Origin of the sequence: Cysteiniphilum halobium (genome assembly GCF_003574425.1) — a bacterium.
GTDB classification, from domain to species: domain Bacteria; phylum Pseudomonadota; class Gammaproteobacteria; order Francisellales; family Francisellaceae; genus Caedibacter; species Caedibacter halobius.
Genome location: NZ_QLIU01000089.1, coordinates 1 through 6,213 on the forward strand (window position 1 = coordinate 1; position 6,213 = coordinate 6,213).

General features: G+C 37.1%; 7 protein-coding genes. 2 read left to right on the plus strand and 5 right to left on the minus strand.

Annotated elements, in window-relative coordinates; translation table 11 throughout:
• Nucleotides 1-320 precede the first annotated feature (320 nt).
• The 4 genes from secB to DNK85_RS10905 form a co-directional block, all read right to left on the minus strand.
• Nucleotides 321-785 (minus strand): protein-export chaperone SecB, encoded by a 465-nt coding sequence (gene secB / locus DNK85_RS10890; protein WP_235842431.1) that lies wholly within the window; start codon nucleotides 783-785, stop codon nucleotides 321-323.
• Between the two features lie 29 nt (nucleotides 786-814).
• On the minus strand, nucleotides 815-1,066 hold the full coding sequence (grxC, locus tag DNK85_RS10895) for a glutaredoxin 3 (RefSeq protein WP_119329580.1): 252 nt from the start codon (nucleotides 1,064-1,066) through the stop codon (nucleotides 815-817).
• Nucleotides 1,063-1,569, minus strand: coding sequence for a rhodanese-like domain-containing protein (locus DNK85_RS10900; protein WP_119329581.1), 507 nt, complete (start codon nucleotides 1,567-1,569; stop codon nucleotides 1,063-1,065). The genes grxC and DNK85_RS10900 overlap by 4 nt, the downstream gene beginning before the upstream one ends.
• Before the next feature lie 96 nt (nucleotides 1,570-1,665).
• On the minus strand, nucleotides 1,666-2,553 hold the full coding sequence (locus DNK85_RS10905; protein ID WP_119329582.1) for a LysR substrate-binding domain-containing protein: 888 nt from the start codon (nucleotides 2,551-2,553) through the stop codon (nucleotides 1,666-1,668).
• A gap of 100 nt (nucleotides 2,554-2,653) precedes the next feature.
• Between DNK85_RS10905 and parE the strand changes: the two genes are divergently transcribed.
• Nucleotides 2,654-4,543 carry a DNA topoisomerase IV subunit B gene (parE, locus tag DNK85_RS10910; RefSeq protein ID WP_119329583.1) on the plus strand — a complete coding sequence of 630 codons (1,890 nt, stop codon included), beginning with the start codon at nucleotides 2,654-2,656 and terminating at the stop codon, nucleotides 4,541-4,543.
• Nucleotides 4,544-4,668: 125 nt separating this feature from the next.
• Here parE and DNK85_RS10915 read toward each other — a convergent pair whose 3' ends face one another.
• Nucleotides 4,669-5,451 (minus strand): response regulator transcription factor, encoded by a 783-nt coding sequence (locus tag DNK85_RS10915; RefSeq protein ID WP_162896699.1) that lies wholly within the window; start codon nucleotides 5,449-5,451, stop codon nucleotides 4,669-4,671.
• Between the two features lie 350 nt (nucleotides 5,452-5,801).
• Here DNK85_RS10915 and DNK85_RS10920 point away from each other — a divergent pair, with 350 nt between their 5' ends.
• Complete coding sequence (locus DNK85_RS10920; RefSeq protein ID WP_119329585.1) at nucleotides 5,802-6,167, plus strand: peptide-methionine (S)-S-oxide reductase MsrA; 366 nt, start codon at nucleotides 5,802-5,804, stop codon at nucleotides 6,165-6,167.
• Nucleotides 6,168-6,213: the final 46 nt, after the last annotated feature.

A 6,213-nucleotide genomic window follows, 5' to 3' on the forward strand; every position in this document is an offset into this window, starting at 1 on the left:
AATTCGAGTCGATTTTGGTATGTGGTGCAAAATGGGTTGCCAAATGTGCAAGATTAACGGTTTGTCGTGAGATTAGGCTAACCAGAAGATTAGCAAAACAATCTAATCTTGATTTGTGCCAGTTAAAAATTTCCTTTAAACTATTTGTCAGCTGTTTGAGGTGCTTTTTCATGGTGTGCAAATCAAGAAAAAATAACGCTTCAAGCAGCAATTTGCAAATTTTTCTTCGTGTACAGAGGGAATGACTATATATTTTCTAGAGTATTAAGGGGATGGATTAAGCAGTTAACTTAAGTGCAGTTTATAAGCGTTAAAGTATGTTAATTTGCTTTTTGTGATGAGTCTTTTTGCTCTTGCTGCTTTTGTTGATAAATCATATCAAAGTTAACAGGGGCTAGGCATAGTTGTGGAAAACCTCCTTTAGCAACTAAGTCAGAGATTGCTTCACGTGCATATGGATACAAAATATTAGGGCAAAATGCATATTGTGCGTGATCAAGCTGTCCTGCTTCCATGTTGGAAATAAGGAAAATACCTGCTTGTTGTACTTCTGCTTTGAAAGCATTACTAGTGCCACATTTGACGTCTGCTTCAACCGTTAGCACAACTTCATACATATTCTCTTCAGGCAAACCTGTAACTTTAGTGTTTAAAGCCACGTTTAACTCAGGCTTCCATTCTTGTTTAAACGCATCAGCACCTTTAGGGATTTCAAATGAAATATCTTTGGTATAGATTTTTTGGATTTGAAATTGAATGTCAGGAGTATTTGTTTCAGTTGTCATCATCTTTCCTTATTTGGTTAAGTTAAGTGTTATTTTCCAAGTAGTGGGTTAAGTTTATTGGCATTCTCAAGGGCATACAAATCATCACAGCCACCGATATGCTGGTCGTTGATGAATATTTGTGGCACAGTCGTGTGTCCCAAGGCACGCTTAATCATCTTCTCACGTAACTCAGGCTTGTCAATGATGTTATACTCAGTAAATGTAACACCTTTTTCCCTAAGCAATGCCTTGGCGTTAATGCAATAGGGGCAAGTTGGTTTAGTATATATCTCAATCATTTAGATGTGTTCTTATCGTTTTTGTCTTTTCTATTTTTTATATCTTTCTTATCTGCACTAATGGCTTGACGTGACTCAGTTTTACTCTCAGTGGGTAATTTATCCTGCAACCACTGCTTAAAGCCTCCTTTTAATGTGTAAAGCTTATCAAAGCCTGCTTTTTTTAACAAATCACAAACACCAGCACTTTGGGATCCTGTTTCACAATAGATAATAATTGGGTTGTTTTTGTATTTATTAAGTATTTTAGTATTCTCTTTAAGTTCTGTAACACTGCTATTGATGGCACCAACAATATGACTTTCATTGAAAAGTTTATTGTCGCGAATGTCTAAAAATATCCCCTTATCCCGATTCGTTAGATTAATCGCATTTTGTATGGATAATTGGAAGCGTCCTGATTTTGCTTGGCGAATTTCATAACCAAGATAGACCAAAATGGCAACCACAAAGATAATGCATAGCATTAAGTTTTGAGAGATGAAATGACTCAGGTTTGACATGTTTTTCCTATTTTACTCATTGTTTTTAGCGCACGCTTCAAAATTAACAAGAAGCTTACTATTTATTAACAAGGTGGATTATAGCGGGTTTCAAATTTAATGAGAAGCCAAACTTGCCATGCTTTTTTGCACAAGTTGCTCAATTGCTTTTAGCCATTTAGTAATGGCTGAGCCGCGACGATAAACCAGTCCAATTTCACGAAAAGGTGCTGGAGCTTTGAAATCAATATAGTGGATACCATTGTGTGAGGTTAATGTGGCAATCTCAGGAATGATTGTAATGCCGAGTTTAGCAATTACCATTTGTCTTAATGTTTCAAGGCCTGTAGCATTGCACTGGATGCTTTGTGCCGGATTAATATTTAATGATAGTACTTGCTCACGCAGGCAGTGTCCTTTCTCTAAAAAAAGCATCGCCTCATCATCAAGTTTGGATATATCAACTTCTGATTGTTGACTTAACGGGTGTCCATCATATACGGCTAGTTTAAATGTATCTTTAAACAGTGATAAAAACTCTAGTCCTTGAGGAAGGGATTCTTGTGCTAGAAGGGCTGCATCAATTTTACCTAATTGGAGCATTTGAATTAAGATAGGGCTTTTCTCCTCAACAGGATAAATTTTAATCGGGCTTTTATCAGCCAATGTTGTGTGAATCAATTGTGGCAATAAATAGTGCGCAAGGGTTGGAAACAATCCAATTCTAAAAAGTAGATCTTCCGTTTTATTGTGTGTTGCTGCCAAGTCTTTGATATCTTGCGCAATGGTTAATAATGCTTGCGCCTTATCAATGATTTGCTGACCAATTGCAGTGACAAGTACACTTTTTTGGAAGCGCTCAAAGATAGCAATGCCTAACTCATCTTCAAGCTTCTTAATTTGCATGCTAAGTGCTGGTTGACTAACAAAGCATTCTTGTGCAGCTTTATTGAAGTTTTTATGTTTAGCAACAGCAATTACATATTCTAAGTCACGGATATTCATAATTTTCCATTAACGAGGTAGCATTTAGATTTAAGATTACTCGATTTTGTGCCAGAATAAACGATAAAATTAGACATAAAATAATAAGCTCCATTTTGTTATGAATCAATATACTGCTCAATCTATTGAGGTCCTATCGGGTCTTGACCCTGTTAAACGACGTCCTGGGATGTATACCGATACACAAACGCCTAATCACGTAGCGCAAGAAGTGATTGATAATGCGGTGGATGAGGCATTAGCAGGGCATGCCAATAAACTCAATATCAGAGTTTATGATGATGGTAGTTTTGAGGTTGAAGATAATGGACGTGGTATGCCGGTTGATATTCACCCTGAAGAAGGGATATCGGGTGTTGAGCTGATTATGACACGATTGCATGCCGGGGGTAAATTTTCAAAGGAAAATTATCTATACTCAGGGGGACTTCATGGGGTGGGGGTATCGGTAGTTAATGCATTAAGTTTGCGCGTTGAGGTGTTTATTAAACGCGATGGGAAGCGTTATTTTATCGCTTTTGAGCATGGTGATAAGGTAGAAGAGTTAAAAGTCATATCAGAAGTAGGCAAAAAGAACACTGGTACCACTGTACGTTTTTGGCCGGACCCTAAGTATTTTGATACACCAAAATATGCAACACGTAAGTTAAAGAACTTATTAAAAGCCAAAGCGGTATTATGCCCGGGGCTTATCGTTGAATACCAAAACGATGAGCAAAACGATCGAATGACGTGGCAGTATGATGGTGGGTTATTAGCCTATTTGCAAGAAAAAATTGATGGTCTTGAGGTATTGCCAGAGGTTCCATTTTCAGGGTCTTTTACTGATGGGCAATATGTTGTAGATTGGGCTTTATGCTGGCCGCAAGAGAATGATAATTTCATCACCGAAAGTTATGTTAATCTAATCCCAACACCATTAGGTGGCACACATGTTAATGGCTTAAGATCTGGACTTTTAGATGCGATGCGCGAGTATTGTGAACTTCATAATATTTTACCACGCGGAGTAAAGATCATGCCGGATGATATTTTTGCTGGTCTTTGTTATGTGTTGTCATTAAAGATGCCAGAACCGCAGTTCTCAGGACAAACAAAAGAGCGTTTATCTTCACGTGATTGTGTTAATTTCATTGCTACACATGTTAAGGATGCTTTTAGTTTGTGGCTTAACCAAAATATTGAAACGGCAAACCAAATTGCTGAGGTGATTATCTTGCGTGCACAAAAACGCCTTAAAGCTGAGAAAAAGGTAGTGCGTAAGAAAGTAACCCAAGGCCCACAATTACCTGGTAAGCTCACAGATTGTGTTACTCAAGATACACAGTATAGTGAACTTTTCTTGGTTGAAGGCGACTCAGCGGGTGGCTCAGCAAAACAGGCACGAGATCGCGAGTTCCAAGCGGTGATGCCATTAAGGGGAAAAATCTTAAACTCATGGGAAATCGATTCATCAGAAGTCTTATCATCACAAGAGATTCACGATATTGCTGTGGCAATTGGTGTTGATCCAGGCAGTGATAATGTAGAAGGCTTGCGTTATGGCAAGATCTGTATTCTTGCAGATGCTGATTCTGATGGTCTGCACATTGCGACACTCCTATGTGCGTTATTTTTGCGACACTTTAAACCATTGGTCGAAAGAGGACATATCTATGTGGCAATGCCACCATTGTTTAGAATTGATGTTGGCAAAGAAGTCCATTATGCGTTGGATGAAGCGGAGAAGAATGTGATTTTACATAAAATTACCCAAAATAAAAAATCACCCAAAGCAAATGTTCTGCGTTTCAAAGGTTTGGGTGAGATGAATCCAATGCAATTAAGAGAGTCAACTATGGCGATGGATACAAGACGTCTTGTACAATTAACATTATCAAGCGATGAACACTTTGATCTGGAGGAGATGGATGAAATGCTAGCTAAAAAGCGCTCGTTGGATCGTAAGCATTGGCTGGAACAAAAAGGGAATTTAGCGGATTTAGATTAAAAGAATTGGGTATTATGATTATATCTACCATAACTGAAGCCTTTGTTGTCTTTGTATTCACCCTTTGACTTCGCTCAGAGTACGGTGAATACTAAGCTGTAGTTAAATCATCAAATCACAGGGAGTTACAAAAACGATACTTCTTTATTGTCATAAACATAGGTTAAATATGAATCAAGCGTATAACCTTGCGAACGGACTGCTTTAATTGGTGAGCTTGAATTATGCCCTTGTGTTAGTTTGTTACGTAGGCGATGAACATGGATATTAACATCACGTACCATGCTTTCTTTAACGCTTAGATTAAGATATTTGGCAATTTCTTCACGCATAAACGTCTTACTTGGATCAGATAAAAGCAGTTTAAGCAAGGCACCTTCTTTATCTGTTAGATAAATATCTGAGTTATCAGGGTGTGTCACTAATGATTTTCGCGGATGATATACCCACTTGCCAAACTGGATTTGGCTATAATCACTGATGTTAATATCTTCAATATTTACCGATCCTGTAATTGTATATGGTGATTGGGTATTGCGATCACGCAGTTTTGCCTTGATACGTGCCATAAGCACGTGCTGGTTGTAAGGAATCTCGACATAGTCATCGGCACCTGCTTCAAAACACAAGACAATTTCCGTTGCATCAGTACTTTTTGATACAAAAATAATCGCCATGTTGGGATGGCGTTCACGAATGTTTTTGCACAATTCAATGCCATACATATCTGGCAGTAATAGATCAAGTAGTACTAATTTGGTATTTCTATTAACAGCCAGTAGATCTAATGCTTCTTGGCCTGAGTGTGCAACGTTTGTTTGGTGTAGGTAGCGTTGAAGTAATGTTTGTAACTCTTTAGTGTTTTCTTTATTGGTGCTAACCAATAATATTGTATTGTCGTTTTTCATAGGATCCCTTATCATTATTTGGTTAACATCTCCCAGACTATTGTTAGTAATATACCCGTCAAAACTTCTTTGACACTAAACACCACAAAATGATTTACGATGTGGGTATAGATTGAACTAAACAACATATAGTCACACTGTGTGTAATTATATTTAAAATATTTCTGACTTTCCATGTTGTTTACAGCATAACTGCTTAAAAAGTGATTTGATATCCATAATTATTGTATATGCAAATGAAAAATAGATCGTTTGTACTTTTAGTGCTTTATGTAATTTTATCTTAATTGTGTTTGTCTTTTTTATGATCTATACCTTAAGGAGATGAGATATAAGCCAGGAGCTATGTTATGCTACAAAATATCAATTTTTTAAAGGTGATGGGATTGTTAATTTCACTCCAATTAGGGTATGCCGAGGTGAAAACAGCCATTGTTGCAGGTGGATGTTTTTGGTGTGTTCAAGCTGATATTGATAAGCTCAAAGGTGTAATAAAAACTCAAGTAGGCTATGATGGTGGTTCGACCTTATACCCAAACTACAAGCAAGTATCACAAGGAAAAACAGACCACTTAGAAGTTGTTAAAGTTTGGTATGAGGATGCTATTTTGGGTTATAAACAATTTTTAAATTATTTCTTTAAGCATATTGATCCTACAGTTAAAGGTAGACAGTTTTGTGATCTGGGTGCGCAATATCAAAGTGCCATTTTATAGTAGTTCCAAAATAAATCCAATTTAAGTAAACTATTGACTATATTAT

Bases quoted from the DNA above. Each gene is read 5' to 3' on its own strand.
- secB (WP_235842431.1), bottom strand. From the start codon at position 785: ATGACAACTGAAACAAATACTCCTGACATTCAATTTCAAATCCAAAAA.
- grxC (WP_119329580.1), bottom strand. From the start codon at position 1,066: ATGATTGAGATATATACTAAACCAACTTGCCCCTATTGCATTAACGCC.
- DNK85_RS10900 (WP_119329581.1), bottom strand. From the start codon at position 1,569: ATGTCAAACCTGAGTCATTTCATCTCTCAAAACTTAATGCTATGCATT.
- DNK85_RS10905 (WP_119329582.1), bottom strand. From the start codon at position 2,553: ATGAATATCCGTGACTTAGAATATGTAATTGCTGTTGCTAAACATAAA.
- parE (WP_119329583.1), top strand. From the start codon at position 2,654: ATGAATCAATATACTGCTCAATCTATTGAGGTCCTATCGGGTCTTGAC.
- DNK85_RS10915 (WP_162896699.1), bottom strand. From the start codon at position 5,451: ATGAAAAACGACAATACAATATTATTGGTTAGCACCAATAAAGAAAAC.
- DNK85_RS10920 (WP_119329585.1), top strand. From the start codon at position 5,802: ATGCTACAAAATATCAATTTTTTAAAGGTGATGGGATTGTTAATTTCA.